The organism is Slackia heliotrinireducens DSM 20476 (assembly GCF_000023885.1).
GTDB classification, from domain to species: Bacteria; Actinomycetota; Coriobacteriia; order Coriobacteriales; family Eggerthellaceae; genus Slackia; species Slackia heliotrinireducens.
The window spans coordinates 2489332-2507276 of the sequence record NC_013165.1 but is presented as its reverse complement, the minus strand read 5'-3'; the positions used below and the strand labels follow the sequence as shown (position 1 = coordinate 2507276).

Annotated in this window: 15 protein-coding genes; 11 read left to right on the top strand and 4 right to left on the bottom strand. The window is 60.0% G+C overall.

Annotation, left to right across the window (positions count from 1 at the left end; translation table 11 throughout):
- Window positions 1-97 precede the first annotated feature (97 nt).
- Together SHEL_RS11100 and SHEL_RS11095 are read right to left on the bottom strand one after the other, a co-directional pair.
- Window positions 98-706 (bottom strand): TetR/AcrR family transcriptional regulator, encoded by a 609-nt coding sequence (locus SHEL_RS11100; RefSeq protein WP_012799373.1) that lies wholly within the window; start codon window positions 704-706, stop codon window positions 98-100.
- A 147-nt stretch (window positions 707-853) separates the two neighbouring features.
- Entirely contained in the window at window positions 854-1615 is a 762-nt protein-coding gene (locus SHEL_RS11095; protein WP_012799372.1) for an AIM24 family protein, read from the bottom strand.
- Between the two features lie 641 nt (window positions 1616-2256).
- On the opposite strand from SHEL_RS11095, the gene SHEL_RS11090 reads away from it, so the two are divergent.
- The 3 genes from SHEL_RS11090 (at window position 2257) to SHEL_RS11080 (ending at window position 5557) form a co-directional block, all read left to right on the top strand.
- Window positions 2257-3903: a class I adenylate-forming enzyme family protein gene (locus SHEL_RS11090; protein WP_012799371.1), complete on the top strand. Its 1647-nt coding sequence runs from the start codon at window positions 2257-2259 to the stop codon at window positions 3901-3903.
- Between the two features lie 359 nt (window positions 3904-4262).
- Window positions 4263-4481, top strand: coding sequence for a hypothetical protein (locus SHEL_RS11085; protein WP_126513819.1), 219 nt, complete (start codon window positions 4263-4265; stop codon window positions 4479-4481).
- 92 nt (window positions 4482-4573) lie between these two features.
- Entirely contained in the window at window positions 4574-5557 is a 984-nt protein-coding gene (locus SHEL_RS11080) for a helix-turn-helix transcriptional regulator (protein WP_012799369.1), read from the top strand.
- Window positions 5558-5971: 414 nt separating this feature from the next.
- Here SHEL_RS11080 and SHEL_RS14550 read toward each other — a convergent pair whose 3' ends face one another.
- On the bottom strand, window positions 5972-6802 hold the full coding sequence (locus tag SHEL_RS14550; RefSeq protein ID WP_012799367.1) for a tetratricopeptide repeat protein: 831 nt from the start codon (window positions 6800-6802) through the stop codon (window positions 5972-5974).
- A 463-nt stretch (window positions 6803-7265) separates the two neighbouring features.
- On the opposite strand from SHEL_RS14550, the gene SHEL_RS11070 reads away from it, so the two are divergent.
- The 8 genes from SHEL_RS11070 (at window position 7266) to SHEL_RS11035 (ending at window position 17076) form a co-directional block, all read left to right on the top strand.
- A complete protein-coding gene (locus tag SHEL_RS11070; protein ID WP_012799366.1) occupies window positions 7266-8069 on the top strand; it encodes a hypothetical protein in 804 nt (267 codons plus the stop codon).
- A gap of 183 nt (window positions 8070-8252) precedes the next feature.
- Window positions 8253-9284 (top strand): hypothetical protein, encoded by a 1032-nt coding sequence (locus SHEL_RS11065; RefSeq protein ID WP_012799365.1) that lies wholly within the window; start codon window positions 8253-8255, stop codon window positions 9282-9284.
- A 158-nt stretch (window positions 9285-9442) separates the two neighbouring features.
- Window positions 9443-10408, top strand: coding sequence for an N-acetylmuramoyl-L-alanine amidase (locus SHEL_RS11060; RefSeq protein ID WP_232001597.1), 966 nt, complete (start codon window positions 9443-9445; stop codon window positions 10406-10408).
- A 64-nt stretch (window positions 10409-10472) separates the two neighbouring features.
- On the top strand, window positions 10473-11660 hold the full coding sequence (locus tag SHEL_RS15150; RefSeq protein WP_012799363.1) for a YARHG domain-containing protein: 1188 nt from the start codon (window positions 10473-10475) through the stop codon (window positions 11658-11660).
- Window positions 11661-12200: 540 nt separating this feature from the next.
- Window positions 12201-14027: a DUF6273 domain-containing protein gene (locus SHEL_RS15405; protein WP_012799361.1), complete on the top strand. Its 1827-nt coding sequence runs from the start codon at window positions 12201-12203 to the stop codon at window positions 14025-14027.
- 169 nt (window positions 14028-14196) lie between these two features.
- A complete protein-coding gene (locus tag SHEL_RS11045) occupies window positions 14197-14697 on the top strand; it encodes a zinc ribbon domain-containing protein (RefSeq protein WP_012799360.1) in 501 nt (166 codons plus the stop codon).
- Window positions 14698-14781: 84 nt separating this feature from the next.
- Window positions 14782-16059 carry a glycoside hydrolase family 3 protein gene (locus SHEL_RS11040; protein ID WP_169304523.1) on the top strand — a complete coding sequence of 426 codons (1278 nt, stop codon included), beginning with the start codon at window positions 14782-14784 and terminating at the stop codon, window positions 16057-16059.
- Window positions 16060-16068: 9 nt separating this feature from the next.
- Entirely contained in the window at window positions 16069-17076 is a 1008-nt protein-coding gene (locus SHEL_RS11035) for a lectin-like protein (protein ID WP_012799358.1), read from the top strand.
- A gap of 88 nt (window positions 17077-17164) precedes the next feature.
- On the opposite strand, the gene SHEL_RS11030 is transcribed toward SHEL_RS11035, so the two are convergent.
- On the bottom strand, window positions 17165-17872 hold the full coding sequence (locus SHEL_RS11030; protein ID WP_012799357.1) for a queuosine precursor transporter: 708 nt from the start codon (window positions 17870-17872) through the stop codon (window positions 17165-17167).
- Window positions 17873-17945: the final 73 nt, after the last annotated feature.

Genomic DNA, 17945 nt, shown 5'->3' with positions numbered 1-17945 from the left:
AAGTTTTTCGGAATTACGCGAAGATCGGTTGCCGCGTATGAAAAAGGGGCACCCGAAGGCACCCCGTACGGCTTGTTCTATGGTTGTGAACGTGGCATCAACCGCGCAGGTAAGGTCTGAGGTAATTGCCGACCAGACGATGGAGGGCGGCTTCCACATCCATCCGACCGTCTTCCAGGCACCATTCGAACACGCAGCCTTTGACAATGGTGCAGATGTCGCAGCAGATGGTGTGCGCGTCCGCTGCGGGGTCGACCAGCCCCGCGTCCTGCGCGGCCCGCATTTCCACCTCGCTTTTCTCCATGATGGTTCCAGGCGCGAAGGCTCCGTCATGGGTTCCCATATACGCCGACAGGGCGGTGTTGTTCGTGGAGTAGAAGCTCTTCATGAAGTCCTTGCCCATGCCCATGTAGCCGTGCAGAAGGTGCAGGTACAGGTCGCAGATGCGCTCGGCAATCTGGTCCAAGGGGTGGTTGAGCTGGGCTTCGCCGAACAGCGAATCGTGCACGAACTCCATCATGAGCTCGTCTTTGTTGGCGAAGTGGTGGTAGAAGGTGCCGTTCGACAGTCCTGATTTCTCGCAGACGCTGCGCACCGTGACGGCGTCCGCGCCCTTCTGGGAGATAATTGCGACAGTTGCGTCTATGATGCGTTGGCGGGCGTCGCCGGCGTTCGCATCTTTGCGAGGTCTTCCGGGCTTTGCCATGGTGCCTCCTCGGTTCGTCGTAGTGTGGAGCGTGCTCTATTCTATACCATGTCATGCGATCGGGTGGCGAAATCTACGCAGCAAAAAGCCGGGCCGCCATGTCGGCGGACCCGGCTTTGAATGTTGCGGTTGCGAACGACCCGGCGATTAGCGAGAGGTGGGCGCCATCAGGACCTTGCCGGTACCGCGATAGACGTTGACCAGGCCTTCGCCGGATGCTGCGGAGCCGATAAGGCTCTTGCTGGAGCGCTCGACGGTGAACTGCAACGATCCGCTCCAGGCCAGCGCCATATTGCCGTCGATCTTCAGAACGTCGTCGTTCAGTTCGATTTCGATGAGCTCTTCCTGCGGGCAGGGCGACTCGAGGCACAGCGCGCCGAAGCCCTGGATGGCCAGGTTGAACAGGCCTTCGCCGCCGGCGGCTGCCGAAGAGATGTTGGAGCGCATGACCGCGGTATGCTTCAGGCTGGAATAGCATGCCAAGAACAGGCCGTCGTCCAGCACGATGTTGTTACCCCACTGGGCGACGTCCAGAAGGATGATGTACTTGTAGGTGGGCTCCAGGACCAGGGTGCCCGTGCCCTTGTACTCAGGCTTGATGGCCGACTCGTTGGTCACAGCGCCGCGCAGGGCCTTGCCGAGGAAATCGCCTGCGCCCTTGACTCCCGTGTCGTTGTACACGTCTCCGACCATCCACTGCATGGCTCCGGCCTGGATGGTGACAGGGGCCTGCTTCAGGTCAACGACCACCTGACGACGGCGAACGTTCATCTCGGAACAGAACCAGGCGTTCTGGACGGTTTCGGGAGTGAGGGAAAGGTCGCGCTTCCACTCGATGACGCTGAACGCTCCCATTTGGGAAAGGACGGTCACGTCGTCGTTCTGGAGGAAATTCTTGATCGTGTACATGGAAGTGTCTCCAATCGGTTGGCGGCTTTCGGTTCGCCGCTATGGATACCATGACTGTATTATAAGACAGTGTATTGACGTACAAAGGCCCATTGCGAAATCCCACCAAACGGCAATGTGAAGAACATAGATGCTGGTCATTGGCGTGTTTTTACGTATAGCCCCTTACGCCGCGAGTGGCACGGCGCGTGTTCTGACAGGGTAGGGCGGTCAACGAGTTTCCGCTCATGCAACGAGAAATCGTTTTTCTGTGCACTTAGGCGGATAATCTGTAAACCGACGACGTCTGAATGCGATTTTCGCCTGATTGAACCATGTTTTACACCACATATAGAGCCTATCTGTGGATTAACTATCGTAAGAACTTGCCTTCCGGAAGGTTTCCTGTTTCATTATTTGCAGATTATCGCCTTAAGTGCACACGAAATGCGTTTCTCGTTGCATGAAGGCTGCAGGGAGCTGGCGGCGGGCACGCCCCTGCCAACCTTCGGAATGCCTTACGGCAACACGTTATTTCGGTCGGAGTTCTCGATGTGCCGTACTTCATGGCTTTAGAGCGGTATACTTCGAATTTGCGAACTTTATGCCGTTGCGTATAGCGGCGCAGATATGCTGAACATGACTGTAAAGGGGTGCATCCAATGCCCATTACCGATTTCTCGATCATGAACGCCGCCAAATACGGTGACGATATCGCATTGGTCGAAGTCAATCCGGAGGTTCGTGCAAGCCGCGGCAGCTCTTGGCGCGAAGCCGAGTTGGTCGAAGCCAATCCGTCCAACCTCTACCGCCGCGAGCTCACGTGGCGCACGTTCAACTCCATGGCCAACCGCACGGCGCATCTGCTGTTGGACGAAGGCTTCGGCAAAGGCACCAAGGTTGCCATCCTCATGATGAATTGCCTGGAGTGGCTGCCCATCTACATCGGCGTGCTGAAGACCGGCGCCATCGCGGTGCCCCTGAACTACCGCTACGACGCCGAAGAAATCAAATACTGCCTGGACCTGTCCGAATCCGATGCGCTCATTTTCGGGCCTGAGTTCATCAGCCGCATGGAGAAGGTGCACGACTCTCTGGCCACGGTTACGAAGACCTACTTCGTGGGCGACGGCTGCCCCGAGTTCTGCGAAGACCTGCTGGCCCGCGCCGTTCACTTCTCCAGCGACGAACCTGGCGTGGCCATCGACGACGACGATCTAGGCGCCATCTATTTCTCCAGCGGCACGACCGGCTTCCCCAAGGCCATCCTGCACAAGCACAAGAGCCTGATGCGCGCCGCCATCACCGAGCAGAAACACCACGGCCAGACCCACGACGACTGCTTTCTGTGCATCCCGCCGCTGTACCACGTGGGCGCCAAAATGCACTGGATGGGCGGCCTGACGGTGGGCTCCCGTGCGGTTATCCTGCGCGGCGTGAACCCCGAGTGGATCCTGCGCACGGTGTCCGAGGAGCATTGCACCATCGTATGGCTGCTGGTGCCGTGGGCCCAGGACATCCTGGACGCCATTGACGCCGGCAAGGTGAACTTGGACGATTACCGCCTGAGTCAGTGGCGCCTCATGCACATCGGCGCCCAGCCGGTGCCGCCTAGCCTGATCAAACGCTGGAAGAGCGTCTTCCCGCATCACGAGTACGACACCAACTACGGCCTGTCTGAAGGCATCGGGCCCGGCAGCGTGCATCTGGGGGTCGAGAACATCCACAAGGTGGGCGCCATCGGCATCGCCGGCTACGGCTGGGAGGCCGAGGTCCGCAAGGAAGACGGCACAGTGGTCGAGCCTGGCAGCCACGAGGTTGGCGAGCTGTGCCTGAAGGGCGACGGCGGCGTGATGGAGTGCTACTACAACAACCCCGAAGCCACGGCAGAGACGCTGCGCGACGGCTGGCTGTACACCGGCGACATGGCGGAAGTGGACGCCGACGGGTTCATTTACCTGGTCGACCGCAAGAAGGACGTCATCATCATGGGCGGCGAGAACATCTACCCGGTCCAGATCGAAGACTACCTGCGCTCCAACGACGCCATCAAGGACGTGGCGGTCATCGGCGTTCCCGACCAGCGCCTGGGCGAAATCGCTGCGGCCATCATCGAGTTCAAGCCCGGCCAGGAGAAGACAGAAGAGGAGATGCGGGAGTTCTGCATGGGTCTTCCGCGTTACAAGCGCCCGCGCCGCTACATCTTCGCCGAGGTGCCGCGCAACGCTACAGGCAAGATCGAGAAGCCGCTGCTTCGCAAGATCTACGGAGGCTCCTCCAAGCTCGTCCGTCAGGAGAGCACCAACTAATCCGCATTCGCATCCGAAGCGCCGTCCTCTCCGGGCGGCGCTTATTTTATATGTAGAGAGGTGTCCGCGTACGCGGAGGACGTTCCTTCTTGGGATGTGGCTGCTTTCCAGACCTTAGCAGCCCAGCTTGGGCCCATGCTCCCCGCGCGCAGTTCCGCACGACGAGAAATGTCCAGCGGGCATTTCTCCAAAGCAGGACTGTTTGAGCACGGGGCGCATGGGCCCAAGCTGGGCGGTGGGACAAGAAGGACGTAAGCGGAAGCAAAAAAAACAAACAGATGTCCGTATTCGTGTACATGCGATGCAGCGGCGCACGTCATAATAGGCCCCGTCAACGGCAATTCGATCAAGGAGGTTCCATGAGTATGACAAGCGCCAACGGCAATGATTTCTTCAAGATGGGTGCTTTGGTCGCAGTAGGGGAGCTGTTCGACATGGGAATGCTGGGCAGTTCCGACGACCAGCGTACCGAGGTGCGGCATTTCATTCGCAGCTTCGGGGTGGACTCTATCGAGGACGTGGAGGGCTTAGGCATCACCGGTCCCTATCTCGCGGATTTCGTAAAAGTATTCGAATAACAAAACTAACGACTTGGTAATCCCTCACCAGGGGCAGAATACGTGTTAAGATATGTCTGTTTCAGCTTAGCTCCATTCTGCAGGAGGTTGAGATGACCGAAATCGGCAAACGCATGAAAATTCTGTACCTCATGCGCATATTCAACGAGGAGACAGACGAGGCCGTCGGGTTGACCATGCCTCAGATCATCGGGCGTCTCTCCGAAATGGGTATTTCGGCGGAACGCAAGGCCGTCTATCGCGATATCGAGGCTTTGCGCCAGTTCGGCATGGATATCCGCGTCTTCCAACGGGCTCCTGTGGAATATGCCTTGGTGAATCGCCGGTTCAGCCTGCCCGAGCTCCTGCTTATGACGGATGCCGTCCAGAGCTCCCGTTTCTTGACCAAGGGCAAGTCGGAGGATCTGGTCCGTTCCATCAAGACCTTGGCGTCGAAGCGCGAGGCGAAAAGCCTGAGCAAGCGCATGCACGTCGAGGGCCGTATCAAGATGCAGAACGAGAGCGTGTACCACAACGTCGACATCATCCAGGAGGCGCTTCGCCTGAAGCGCAAGGTGGAGTTCCAGTACTACAAGTACGACCTTGAGAAGAACAAGAAGCTGCAGCACGACGGCATGGTCTATATGGAGACGCCGGTGCAGCTCATCTATTCGGACGGATATTATTATCTGGTCGTTTACAACGACAAGCACACGAACTTCACCAACTACCGGGTAGACCGCATGGTCGAGGTGAGGATTTCCGAGGAGCGCGCCACCCGCAACGCCGACATCGCCACCTTCGACGTGACAGAATACGAATCGCGTGCGTTCGGCATGTACCGGGGCGAAGCGATCTCGGTCGATCTTCTGGTGAAGGAAGACGCCATGAGCGGCGTCATCGATCGCTTCGGGAAGGATGTGCAGGTCACGCCCTACGACGACGAGCATGCCAAGGTCCACGCCGTCGTGATGGAAAGCCCCGTGTTCTACGGTTGGGTGGCCCAGTATGGCGACTCGATCCGCATCGTTCAGCCGAAGCGCCTGGTGGACGGCTATGTCGACTACCTCAAGGGAATCATCGGCTCCTACGAATAGGGCGCATCCAAACGGCAACTGCATCAAACGAATAAGGCCATCGTCCACTGCTGCGGGCGATGGCCTTTTTGGAGCGAGGCCAAGGGCTCCGTTTTGGTTTGGACTGCGCTGGCCCTCAAAACCATCAACACGTTTCGGCCTAGAGCCTTCCGTTTCCTTCTCTTTCTTTCGTCATTGGGGAAAGCCCTGCATAAGGGCATAAAAAGGACGGGCCATTGCCTTATGCGTCAAGGGGGATGGAACGCTCCGGTCAATGCCCGTCTCACGGGTGGGTATGTTCGGCGCGGTTGTTAACCGCTGGTAACTTTATACAGGAGTGGCGGAACTGCGTCAAGGATTGATTTGGAAAAATTTACTTAGGCTAACATCCAACACAATTCGTCCATCAATCGCCGTTGACGGACGTGTCGGTGCTTACGAAAGGCGCTGCTCCACACGCTTCATGCCGTTCTTGGCAGCGTCGAGCATCTTGGATTTGCCCCTGCCGTTCGTGTGAGTGGATGAATCCAATCCCTTGATAGCGCGCGCGTACCATGCGTGCGCCTCGTTCAGGTCTTTCTGGCAGCCTATGCCGCGTTCGTAGCACATGGCGATTCGCACGGCTGCGTTTCCCCAGATGACAGAGTCGTATTTCAGACTCAGATCATGTGCGCGCATATAGTATTCGAATGCCGTCTTCTCGTCTTTCTGGCATCCTTTGCCGCTGCTCGCAAGGTCTCCGAGCATATAGCAGGACTCCGCATGGCCACGACGTGCCGCATGAAGGAAACAGTAGTATGCCCGTTCGTCGGCACCCAGTTCCAAAACGGCGGAAATGAGCGCTTCCGAAGGGGATTCCGCTTTGGACGGATCGACCGAGTTGAAGTATGCTCCGGCGCAGCGGTCGTAATGATAGAGGTAGCCGAGATTCGCGAACGACTGAATGTTCGACCGGGATGCCGCATGCAGGTACATGATCTCGGCGGCCTGGAAGCACGCGATGCTTTCCGACGTCTTTTCGGAGGACAGCAGGCGCATGCCTTCCACGTAATAGAGGGCCCCTTCTTTCAGGGCGAGGTACCCTTCATCGTCCCGATTGTTGGGAGGCGGGTAAAGCGTAGGATTCGTCCGGTTCGCCGTCGAATCCGGCTCATCGGATTTGGGGTGACTGACAAGAACGTGGGGAATGAGCGAGTTGCTCGAATCATTTAGAACTTCTATGGGGCACTGCTGGGGGCCAGCGCTTTCCTCGTGGTCGATGATCATTCGCGCATCCTCCTTCCCGCATCCAAAAACCGAATCAGGCACATAGTAACAAGCGGAATTTGTTGAAGTGTCCATGAAATTGTACAGATAGTGAAGCTTTGCAACAGTATCAAATATTGTTTGGATTATGGCACCCGGCAAAATCCTTTTGAAACATGCAGTTCAGTAACGATGTTCGGCGCCATACCGCACTTTGGAATACCTGGGGCATGCCTCGTTTCGTCTCGGTCGGTGGCGGTGAACGGCTCGATTGTGGCTCCATATCGGGATATGGGACGATCGACCGCGCGTCTTCCGTCGTGGAATCTGGGTTGAGGTGCAGCCAACGTGACGGATACTTTGATTACGAAACGGCACCGATTGCATGACGGAGGGTTTCAGTCGCAACGCTGCATCGGTTGGTTGCTGTACAGTTTTCCTGCATGAACAACCGGCATGTCAGCACTTGATGGACGGAGGTCCCATGGGTTTGGCTCGCTCCCTTGTGGCGAAGGATCCTATTCATTTGGCGGAAACGTTTCTTCGTACGTTGATGAAAGCTCCTGGGGTCGCCATCGACCGCGACGAGTTCCTCAAGACCGAGTTGGGAAAGTACTACGCGCCCGACGTCGTGCGGCGCATGGTGGCTTCCACACCGTCGGTTGCCGGCGCCGACCCGCGCATAATCGACGCCATAGCCCGCAAGGCCATCAACCGCGAAGTGAACAGGGCTTCGGCAATGTCGTTCGTCGCGGGCGTCCCCGGCGGACTGGCTATGCTGGGCACCGTTCCCGCAGACATCACCCAGTACTACGCGCACGTCCTGCGAATCGAGCAGAAGCTGGCGTACCTCTACGGATGGAGGTCGTTCTTCAACGGGCCTTCGGACGGCCCCGTCGACGACGAGACGCTGGGCAGGCTGGTGCTGCTCCTGGGTGTGGCCACCGGGGTCGCCAATGCGAACAAGGTCGTCGCCGAAAGTGCGGCGGTCGTGGTCGAAAAGGGGCTTCAACAGGCGCTTCAGGCCAACGTCGCCACTCGCAACGCCCTTGAATCCGTTGTGGAGGGCATCCTTCGTCAAATCGGAATGGAACTGAGCCGCCGAGGTTTGGGGGATTCCGCCGCCAAGGTGGTCCCGCTGCTCAGCGGCGTGGTTTCGGGCGGTCTGACGTATGCCACGTTCAAACCCTGCGCCCGCCGCCTGCAGAACCATCTTCGCACGTTGCCCCAGGCCAGAGGCTATGTTGAACCATTGCTCACGGTTGCTTCCTACGGCGCGTCCCGCTGATGTTCGCCTGTGGCAAAGCCGATATATCGAATGTGAAGCGCCTGTGACGCGTTTTTGACGGCTCGGTGGTATTGCTCCGTATTTCAAGAAGCCTCCACAGGCTCCGAGTAGTCTCAAAGGCACGACATATCGAATTGCGCGGTCTTTTGGGGCCGCGCATTTGTATATAGACAGGAGACTCGTATGTCTGAAACGAAGAAGAAGGGCGGTCTGTTCGACGGCCTGTCTGTGTTCGGAATAATCGGCGGCGCGCTGGGCGCCGTCACTTCCATGCTGGCCGGCACCGAGATGGGCGTTGCGGGAACGGCCGTCGGCGTGGGCCTGGGTTCGGTGATTTCGGCGCTGTCGACGCACATCTACAGTAAGATTCTCGAGTCTTCGAAAGAGAAGATCGCCCACACGCTGCCCTTTGCCGATGGTTCTGTCGACGAGGCGCCGCGGACGGAGCGGCGCGCGGCATGGGGCGGCGCCACGACGGCCGTGATGGTTCCTGTATCAGCTGCGACGATTGCCATGCCGGCTTCTCGGGTTTCGACGGGCGCAAGCGCGCCGAACGCATCCTCGGCCAGCACGGTCGCCATGCCGGCGGTTTCTGCCGCAACGTCTAAACTTGCTGGTCAGATGCCTTCCCGGACGGCGCACCACGAAGCGTCCCGACGCGCCCCCAAGGCGGATTCGGCCCGAAAGTTCGGCATGCCGAAGCGAGCGATGGCGGGTGTCGCTGCGGCGGCTGTTGCTGCAGCGCTTATTTCCGCGGGAACGTCCGCCGTGTTCATGGGTACCTTGGCGGCAAGCGAAAACATCGGACATGCCGACGAAACGGTGTTAGAGGCGCAAGACGCCCAGGCCGATGCTTCGGCTTCGGCTGCAACGGGCGCAGGCGTTGCGAATGGGACGACGGTTTCCGGCGGCACGGCCGAAGCGGCGACGCAGGCATCCGCTGCGGCCGCTGACGATTCGTCCGACGCGCAGGTGGGCGCAACCGATCAGGCGGAACATGGATCTTCCGCGGTTGATTCGACAGATGGCACCGTTGCCGATTCGAATGCCGAGGCCGGGCAGGCGACAGCCGCCGCCACGGAGGAGCCTTCGTCTGGCCAGGCAACTGACTCCGAAACCTCCGCAACCGCTGCAACTTCCGAAACCGGCGCAACCCCTGCAGCCCCCGCAACCTCGACGGACGCTTCTGCCGCAGCCGAGGAGCCCGCTGCTTAACGCCGCGTTCACACGTCGGATTGCCTGACGGAATGTAGTATCGTGTGTCCGTACGTCGGAGGGGTTTCAGGCGTCGCGTCGGTCGGCATCGCCGCCCATGGCCCCAATGCTGGCGTGAGGCACGAGAATTGCTGCGTTTCGGAGGTCGTGTTCGAACAATGTTGGGGAAGTTGCGCAACGTTCTGCCCGCTGCAGGGTCTACCATCTACGTATTCGAAAGGAAGGATACGTTGATGGAGATGCTCACCACACTGGCCATGCTGGCGGCGGCTTTCACGTTGACGATGTCGCTTGCGGCCTGCGGCGCATCCGTCGACGCTTCGGACGCAGCCGACGAAGGCGACCGGCTCGAGGTTTCCGACGAGGAGGTTCGCCACCCCGAAACGCAAAAGGGGCCGTCGCTGGCCGAGAACATGCTGGCGAACCGTAGCGGGGAAAACCGCCGTTACCTGCAGCAGGTCCTGGAGGCCGCCGACCGTCAGCTGGCGGCGCGGGGGCTGGCCTTTGCATCGGTCCTTTCCGCATACGAGCCGGTTGCGGTGTCTTCTGCCGACGACCTGCGGGCGCAGCTGGACATTACCGAGGATTACCGCGACAGTTTCGTCCATGGCGAAAAGGGTGCGGAATACCAGAAGTACATCGTGCTGCACGATACGGAAGGCGAGGGCTCTGCCGCGGGCGTCGTCGCCTATTGGGATGGAAACGGCGCGGGCGTGGCGGCCCATTTCATCATCAACAAAGACGGAACCATCGTGCAGTGCGTGCCTCTGGACAAGATCACGCACCACGCCGGCTTCGGCGACACGGGGCACAATGAGCTGTACGGCGTTCAGGACGAATCCCGCGACGACAAGATGGGCACGGTGCCTATCGGCGACTGGGCCGCGGATTACGGCATGAACTCCTATTCCATCGGCATCGAGATGGTGCATGTGGGCGGTAGCGGCGATTATCCCGAGGCCCAGCTCGAGGCCCTGGACGGACTGATCGCCTACATCGACGCGTACTACGGATTTGAAAGCGCCATCATAGACCACAAGGCGTGGCGGACGGGCAATTCCGATACGTCTCCTGAATTTGCGGGGTATCTCAGCAATTATCAGGACCATAGGACGCATAATTAAGGAATGCATGCCGGCGTGAACGCCAAGGGGCGCCGTGCCGGGCATTAAGGACAGAGGAGCGGATATGTATTGTTTGAACTGCGGAGCTGAATTGAAGGACGGCGCAGGCTTCTGCACGTCTTGCGGCAAACCCGTGCAGCCGGTGGGTCCGGCTGCGAATGCGGCCCAAACCCAGATTATGGACAATGCGGCATGGCGGCCTGACACGACCGAGGTCATGCAGCCTGTCGACGGCGCGGGCGCGGCGGGTTCGGGAAGTGCCCATTACGTCGAGGCCCCGCAGCCCGTGCCTCCCAAAAAGACGTCGAAGGGATTGATCGCGGCGGTCGTCGTGGTGGCACTTGCGCTGGTGGGAATCCTGGCGGCCCTGGTGTTCGGCGGAGTGCTCGGCGCCGACGATGCGGATAAGGACGCCGACAAGCAGGAGACCAAGGTGACCCAGAAGGCCGATGAGGTTAAGCCCGCCGAGGCGCTGGTGGGGAACTGGAACGCCACCAAGCTGGTCAACTCCGACGGATCGGACGAGATTCCGGAGGCCGGTACGTACGTCATCACGCTTGAAGACGACGGCACATGCAAGGCGATGTTCGCCGGCACCGAGCAGAAAGGCACCTGGGAGGTTGACGAAGACGGCAAGGGCTCGGTAGAAGTGGACGGCAAAGCGGTTGATCTTGAGCTGGACGGCAAGAAGCTGATCCTGTCTTCCGACGGGGAAGAAATCTGGTTTAAGACCGCCACTGACGAGGATATGGAGGCCGCAGCGGCCATGGTCGGTTCGGCGGCCGCATCGACCGCCAAAAGCGACGACTCTTCGTCCGACACCGCCAAGAGCACCGACGCAAGCACCGATGCGAACAGCGCTGATTCCAAGGATGATGAAGTGACCGCCACGGTGACCTCTGACGGAGGCTCCTCGAGCTCTTCCGACGGTTCCAGCAGCTCATCCAGCAGTTCCAGCTCTTCGTCTGGCTATGTTCTGCCGGACAGCAGTACCCACTATTACACCCAGTCCGAGCTGTCGGGCTTAAGCGACTGGGAACTCTACGTCGCCCGCAACGAGATCTACGCCCGCCATGGACGCGGATTCCAAAACGAGGACCTGCGGTCGTACTTCAACAGCCAGAGCTGGTACACGGAGGTGTATTCGCCGTCCGAGTTCGACAGCATGGCCAGCCCGCTGAACGACTGCGAGAAGGCCAACGCCGAAACCATCAAGTCGGTTGAGCAGGCTCGCGGTTCCAGCTACCTGTAGGATTCGCGCAGCACGATATGCGGTAGCGCACTAGTGAGCAGGTGCGACGCTAGGCACCGGCAAGGTTCGCGCGATGCATGTTTTATTTGCACGCGTGCCGAGCGGGCTTACGCAACCACACCCTCGCAGGACACACAGAGCAGAACGCGAAAGGAGCAAAGGCAATAGAGGCCTTTGCTCCTTTTCTTAAAACGGCCCTTTTCTGCCAAGAAAAACAAGTAGTGTACGACCTGAGAAGCGAACGTATCGGTCTCGAAATGTGCATGCGCCTCTGACCTGGTGTTTTAGCAGGACGCTTCCCGACAGCTTTTCGGTGGTGGGCCTTGAGCGAACTCCAAGTCGTACACTACTTGATTTTCCTGGCAGAAATCGAGGTTTTGGGTTCGAGGAGCGGAAAGACGGAGGTGTCGAACGCTCCTCGCGCTTCGCTCGGTCTGTTGCTCATGTGGGGTGTTTGCCGAATGGAGACAGACGTCCATCCCACAAACGCCGCAAAAGCCCTATCATATGACGCGAAAACATATATATGTTAGGAGCGCTATGAAACGCTTTGAGTGTCAAGAAGAACTGTGCGAAGAAGCCGATTGCTCGAATTGCCCGCTGAGTGTCGAAGACGAAGATGACGATGTTGTCGTGATGGGCAAACATGCCAGTTTTGCCCCTGTTGACGTGCTTCGTGCGAATAGTCCCGTTGTCGAGCTGGATCCGGAGCCGCCGGCTGCGTCGGAACCTGAGGCCGAGCCTGAAGCGACGGTCAAGCCTGAGCCAGCGGCTGAGCCCGAACCTGTGGTCGAGCCTGCGCACGCGGTTGAATCGGTGCGGGAGCCTGAATATGAACGAGAGTCCGAATCCGAACCGGTGCCCGTAGACGAACCCGAACCCGAACCGGAATCGGAACCTGTGGACAGTGCCGAGCCGGAGCCGGAGTCGGAGTTGGAGGCTATGTCTGGGGCCGATACCGAGCTTGGAGCCGATCTCGAGGCGGAGCCCGAGTCTGCGGTTGATTCCACGCCCGAACTTGTGACGGCTTCTAGACCTGAACCTGAGTCCGAAGCCGAGCCTGAGCCCGAAGCTGAAGTTGAACCTGAGCCGAAGCCCGCGCCCGAGCCTGCACCTGAGCCGAAGCCCGCACCCGAAACGGAACCTGAACCCGCGCCAGAACCTGAGGAAGAGTCCTCCGACGGCGAGTTCTACGACGGACTCGAGGTCATCGATTCCGCATCCGCCGTCGCCATGCTTCCGTCCCAGGCCCACAACGTGCGCCTGGACGCCACGGGCTCTGACCTGCTGGGAGGCGGTGGCAACCCCTTCCGTTTCTCGGAAAGCCCCGATGCGAAGGCCGCGAAGCGGTTCTCTCGTGCGAACCATTGGCTGATCGGAGCGCTGGGCGTCGCGCTGGTGGCGGCTGTGGCCTTGGCCATCATGCTTGGCTCGGCCCGCAGCCAGAACGCCCAGCTCCAAGACGACCTGAACGAAGCCCAGGCAACCCTGAGCGCCATAGAGCAGGAGCAGGAGGCAGCAGCCGCAGCAGAAGCCGAAGCCGCTGCCGCCGAGGAGCAGGCTGCCGCAGAGGCAGAGGCGCCGGCCGTCGAGGTCCGCGACTCTGTCGACGACTATTCCTGGGACGAGCTCTCCGAGCTGTCGACGATGATTTCCGAAGCATCCTCGGACGCCGATGCCATCGCGTTGGCCGCCGAATACCACCTGTGCGCCAAAGACGGCACGCTTGACGGAAGTCAGGTGAAACATGTCACGCTCGAGGACGGGACCGAGGCCTCCGTGTGCATCGTGGGATTCCGCCACGACCAGAAGCACGGCGCGGCGGGAACCGCCGGCATCACCTTCCAGTTCGTCGATTCCGTGTCGCAGTTCGCCATGAACGATTACGGCACGAACTACGGCGGTTGGGCCGACAGCGACATGCGCTCGTGGCTGAATTCGGAAATGTACCTACGGCTGCCTTCTGACCTGCGCAATGTCGTTGTCGAGGTGGAGAAGGCCACCAACAACGAAGGGTCTGCATCCGACCGTTCCTGCGTGTCGATCACGTCCGACAAGCTGTGGCTGCTCTCCCTGGTGGAAATCATCGGCATCAGCGGCGAGGAAGCTTACTGGGCCTGCGACATCTTCAACGTGGAGGGCTCGCAGTACCCGCTCTACGAGTTCACGGGCATCAACGCCTTCTATACCGATGAGCAGTGCGCTTCGATCGTGAAGAACTTCGACGGCTATCCTGCCAGCTGGTGGCTGCGTTCGTCGCGACCTGGCAGCGGCTCGGAGTTCTACTATGTGACCTCCGAAGGCATTCCCGATTACGCCCAATACGCCGGCAATTACGTTGGCGTGGCACCTTGCTTCTGCGTGTAAGCCAAGCATCTGCGAAACGGCCGTCCGATGGGCGGCCGTTTTTCGTTTGGGCGCGGTTTACGGCGGGATTCTCGGTTGCAAAAGGTTGTGCAACGAATCCCGCGAACCGAGACGTATGATGCACTCATCAGATACATCGGCGACAAGCCAACCGAAAGTCGAGGTCATCATGGGATTCTTGGATAACGTGACTGCAAGCGTCAACCGCGGCGTGGCATCTGCCGGGCGCACTACCGAAACGCTGAAGCTGAAGAACCAGCTGAACGACATCAACAAGCAGCGCCAGGCCCTAGCCGCCCAGCTGGGTGCGAGTCTGTACGAAGCGACCAGGGAAAACGTCGATTTCCGCAGCGGTCGCGAGGGGCTCTATGAAGGCATCGCCTCGCTGGATGCCCAGCGCGAAGCCGTGAACGCGCAAATCATGCAGCTTGAAGCTCAGGAGCGTCAGCAGCAGATCAACGCGCGCGTGTACACGTGCCCGGGATGCGGCGGCCGCGTGGCGGAAACCGATATGTTCTGCGCGACCTGCGGAACGCCCATTGCCCAGGTGAGAGCCGCAAATGCGATGCCTTCTCCCATGCCCGGCCAGGTGCCGTGCCCGCATTGCGGCTCGCCGATGAACCAAGGGGACGCGTTCTGCATGCATTGCGGCACGGCTGTCTCCCACTGAAGACAGCGCTATAATGAGGCATCCGCCCTGCGCGTCGGGCGGGCTTCATGACGGCTGACGGAATGATTGGTTATGGACTTATTTATGGACATAGTACCTGGTAGACCGTGTAGGCCCAAATCGGTGTCGCGCCGCACGTTCGCGGCGGGGCTTGCTGGCATGGCGTCCTGCGCGGCGTTGGGAACGCTGACTGGATGCTCGCTGTTCGCCTCCGACGATGAGCCGAAGCATCGCGACAAGGACTCCTTCGACGTTGACGACAGCTCGTCGGAGGCGAAGGGTTCGGGCGGCGAGCCCATGGAAAAACCTGCCAAAACCTTGGACGACGAGATTACCGAGGAGATTGCAGGCTGGAACATCGAGCAGAAGGTGGCCCAGCTGTTCTTCGTGCGGCCCGAGTCGTTCACCGGAATGGGCCAGGTCACAGCGGCAGGGGATACCAGCCGCACCGCCTATGGCACCTATCCGGTAGGCGGCATCTGCTACTTTGCGGAGAACCTGGTCGACCCTGCGCAGACCACCGAAATGCTCACGAACATGGCCCAGATCGGTGTGGATACGATAGGGCATGCGCCGTTTCTGGCGGTTGACGAAGAGGGCGGCACCGTGACCCGCATCGCCTCGAACCCCGCCTTCGGCGTGACGGACGTGGGGGACATGGCCGCCATCGGAGATACCGGGGATGTATCGCAGGCGAAATCGGCGGCGCAGGCCATAGCCGGCTACCTCAAGCCGCTCGGCTTCAACATGGACTTCGCGCCGTGCTGCGACATCGCCAACGTGGAAGGCGGCGTCATGGCGCAGCGATCCTTCGGATCGGACCCCGAGCTTGTCTCCGACATGGTGGAGGCCCAGATAGAAGGCTTCGTCGAGTCGGGTATGCTGTGCAGCGCCAAGCATTTCCCAGGTATCGGGGCCGCCATCGGCGACAGCCATGACGGCAGCATCTCCATCGGCAGCACCCTTGAGGAGCTGCAGGCAACCGAGCTCGTTCCCTTCCAGCGCGCCGTTCAGGTGGGCGTGCCTTTCGTCATGGTGGGGCATCTGTCGGTGCCGAACGTGACGGGCGACGACACGCCGGCCTCCATTTCGAAGGTGATGGTGACCGACGTCCTGCGCGACCAGCTGCAATACGACGGCATTGTGGTGACGGATTCCTTGGAGATGGGCGCCGTTACGGCCTATGGGGATGCGGGTGCGGTCATGGCGTTGCAGGCCGGATGCGATATGGTGCTCATGCCGCTGGACTTCGCGGCGGCGTACAATGCGGTGTTGGCGGCGGTGTCCGACGGCACGTTGAGTGAAGAGAGGATTGACGAGTCTTTGACCCGCATCCTGCGTGTCAAGATGACGATGGAATAGGAGCGAGAGATGTTTTGCACGAAATGCGGTTCGCAGGTTCCGGAAGGAATGGCCTTCTGCGTGCAGTGTGGCGCGCCTGTCAAGGGCGCGTCTGCGGCGCAGTCGCCCGACGTCACGCAGGTGATGACAGCAGGGCAGCCCGTGGGAACCGGATACGTGGAGCCCATCCAGGATCCGTCGACGGGCGGCCACGGCAAGACCATCGCCGTGGTTGCGGCCTGCGCCGTCGTGGTGCTGGCGGCGGCGTTGACTGCGGTCCTGTTCATCGGTGGCATCGGTCCCTTTGACGATGGTTCTGGCGACGACACCAAGACGTCCCAGAAGGCTGACAAGGACGATAAGGAGGCCGAGGGCAAGACAGAGGAATCGTCGGCCAAGACCGAGAAGGATGATTCCGACGAGAAGGGTGCCGAAGACGAGGCCGATACGTCGGTTGAGGTTCCCGACCTTGCGGGCATGTATCAGGAAGACGCTGAGAAGGTCCTTGCCGACAACGGTTTGGTGCTGGGCACAGTGACCGAGCAGCATGACGAAGCGGTCGAGAAGGGCGCGGTCGTTTCTCAGGGAACGAGTCCTGGCGAGCGCGTGGATGCGGGAGCGGCGGTGGACCTGGTGGTGTCCAGCGGGCCTGTCGTCCATACCTATGAGGTTATTAGCGAGGCTATGACCTGGGAAGACGCCAAGGCGTACTGCGAATCCCAGGGCGGCTATCTTGCCACCATCACGTCGGCGGAAGAAAACGACAAGGTCAAGGCCGCCGTTGCTGCCACCGACCGCAAGGTCTTCTGGATCGGGGCGAAACGCGGCTCCGGCGATGCCTTCGAGTGGGTGAGCGGCGAAGCTTTCAGCTACAACGACTGGGCGGCGGGCGAGCCCAACGACGACCAGGGCATCGAGGATTACAGCGCCATCCTGATCACGCCCGAAGGTGCCATGGCCTGGTACGACGTTCCAAACGACGTGAGCGAGTTCTATAAGTCCGACAAGCTCGCATTCGTCATGGAGAAAGAGGAGTAGAGCCCTTTCGAACATATGCGGATACGAAAACGGGGCAGGCGATTCGCCTGCCCCGTCTGTTGTTCGGGCGCTTGGTGCGTTCTGAGCGCTAGGCCGCGCTCTCGGCGGCGTCAGATGCGACCTGGGGAGCCGCGTGGGTGCCGCGGGTGAGCAGGTAGAAGAAGGGCGTATCGATGGCCGCGAGGCAGAACTTCAGCAGATACTGGCCCACCATCATGGCGCCCAGCTGCGGCAGCATGGCCGGATCGAACAGCCAGCCGAAGCCGATGCCGAAGGCGATGCCGATGAACACTACCGTGTCGATGATCTGCGACGTCATGGTGGAGATGTTGTTCCACAGCCAACGCCAGGCGTAGCCGCCCTTATGCGAGCTCAGCACGCGGTTGCGGATCGCATGAAAGATGAACACATCCCACGACTGGCTGATAAGGTACGCGGTCATGCTGCCGATGACGAAGATGACGTTCTGTCCCAGCAGCATGTTGTAGGCGTTCTGCATGTCCGGATCCACCGCCGGAAGCACCTGGGTGAACACGATAAGCGCCGTGGCCAGAAGCTGGCACGCGAAGCCCCACAGCACCACGGTCTGGGCTTCCTTGCGACCCCAGATCTCGCCGATGACATCGGTCATCAGGAACGTGATGGCGTAGCACAGCGCCGCGCCCGGCAACGCGATGGTGGTGCCGAACAACGGAATGCCGGTCTGGATGACCTTTCCGGTGACGACGTTGGAGATGACGAGTGCCACGGCGAAGACCATGCCGCAGGCAAGATAGTTGTTGGTGGTGCGTTTCATAAGGCTGCTCCTAAAATGTTCGGCGTGCATATGCACGTTTGGTTGGCGATGGATGTGCGCGGGAGGTGACGGT

Bases quoted from the DNA above. Each gene is read 5' to 3' on its own strand.
- SHEL_RS15150 (WP_012799363.1), top strand. From the start codon at position 10,473: ATGTATTGTTTGAACTGCGGAGCTGAATTGAAGGACGGCGCAGGCTTC.
- SHEL_RS11100 (WP_012799373.1), bottom strand. From the start codon at position 706: ATGGCAAAGCCCGGAAGACCTCGCAAAGATGCGAACGCCGGCGACGCC.
- SHEL_RS11080 (WP_012799369.1), top strand. From the start codon at position 4,574: ATGACCGAAATCGGCAAACGCATGAAAATTCTGTACCTCATGCGCATA.
- SHEL_RS11045 (WP_012799360.1), top strand. From the start codon at position 14,197: ATGGGATTCTTGGATAACGTGACTGCAAGCGTCAACCGCGGCGTGGCA.
- SHEL_RS11085 (WP_126513819.1), top strand. From the start codon at position 4,263: ATGAGTATGACAAGCGCCAACGGCAATGATTTCTTCAAGATGGGTGCT.
- SHEL_RS11090 (WP_012799371.1), top strand. From the start codon at position 2,257: ATGCCCATTACCGATTTCTCGATCATGAACGCCGCCAAATACGGTGAC.
- SHEL_RS11065 (WP_012799365.1), top strand. From the start codon at position 8,253: ATGTCTGAAACGAAGAAGAAGGGCGGTCTGTTCGACGGCCTGTCTGTG.
- SHEL_RS11040 (WP_169304523.1), top strand. From the start codon at position 14,782: ATGGACATAGTACCTGGTAGACCGTGTAGGCCCAAATCGGTGTCGCGC.
- SHEL_RS11030 (WP_012799357.1), bottom strand. From the start codon at position 17,872: ATGAAACGCACCACCAACAACTATCTTGCCTGCGGCATGGTCTTCGCC.
- SHEL_RS15405 (WP_012799361.1), top strand. From the start codon at position 12,201: ATGAAACGCTTTGAGTGTCAAGAAGAACTGTGCGAAGAAGCCGATTGC.
- SHEL_RS11095 (WP_012799372.1), bottom strand. From the start codon at position 1,615: ATGTACACGATCAAGAATTTCCTCCAGAACGACGACGTGACCGTCCTT.
- SHEL_RS11070 (WP_012799366.1), top strand. From the start codon at position 7,266: ATGGGTTTGGCTCGCTCCCTTGTGGCGAAGGATCCTATTCATTTGGCG.
- SHEL_RS11060 (WP_232001597.1), top strand. From the start codon at position 9,443: ATGTTGGGGAAGTTGCGCAACGTTCTGCCCGCTGCAGGGTCTACCATC.
- SHEL_RS11035 (WP_012799358.1), top strand. From the start codon at position 16,069: ATGTTTTGCACGAAATGCGGTTCGCAGGTTCCGGAAGGAATGGCCTTC.
- SHEL_RS14550 (WP_012799367.1), bottom strand. From the start codon at position 6,802: ATGATCATCGACCACGAGGAAAGCGCTGGCCCCCAGCAGTGCCCCATA.